The 556-nt window shown below is 57.7% G+C and carries 1 pseudogene; it reads left to right on the top strand.

Features of this window, described 5'->3' with window-relative positions:
* Positions 1–556 (top strand): annotated as a pseudogene (locus IFU29_RS22215) (IS3 family transposase); the annotation flags it as partial.

Raw genomic sequence — 556 nt, 5'->3', positions numbered from 1 at the left:
AGTATGGCGGTATGGAGGTGCCTGAGGTTAAGCGCCTGAAGTCGCTTGAGGAAGAGAACGCCAGACTCAAGAAGCTGCTTGCCGAAGCCATGCTGGATAAAGAGGCGCTTCAGGTGGCTCTTGGGCGAAAGTACTGACGACAGACCAGAAGCGGGAAGCCGTGATGTTGATATGTGATGCGACCGGTCTGTCGCAACGTCGTGCCTGCAGGCTCACAGGTTTATCCCTGTCGACCTGCCGCTATGAGGCTCAGCTCCCAGCTGCAGATACGCATTTATCAGGGCGCATCACTGAGCTGGCACTGGAGCGCAGGCGTTTTGGCTACCGTCGCATCTGGCAGTTGCTGCGCCGTGAAGGGCTGCATGTTAATCATAAGCGCGTGTACAGGCTTTATCACCTCAGTGGCCTGGGCGTAAAACGCAGAAGACGTCGTAAAGGGCTGGCAACAGAACGTCTGCCGCTGCTCCGTCCGGCGGCGCCCAATCTGACCTGGTCGATGGATTTCGTCATGGACGCATTGGCCACCGGTCGCAGGATCAAGTGCCTTACCTGCGTG

It is taken from the genome of Erwinia persicina (genome assembly GCF_014838825.1).
Classification (GTDB): Bacteria; Pseudomonadota; Gammaproteobacteria; order Enterobacterales; family Enterobacteriaceae; genus Erwinia; species Erwinia persicina_A.
This window is presented reverse-complemented; position numbering and strand designations above follow the sequence as displayed.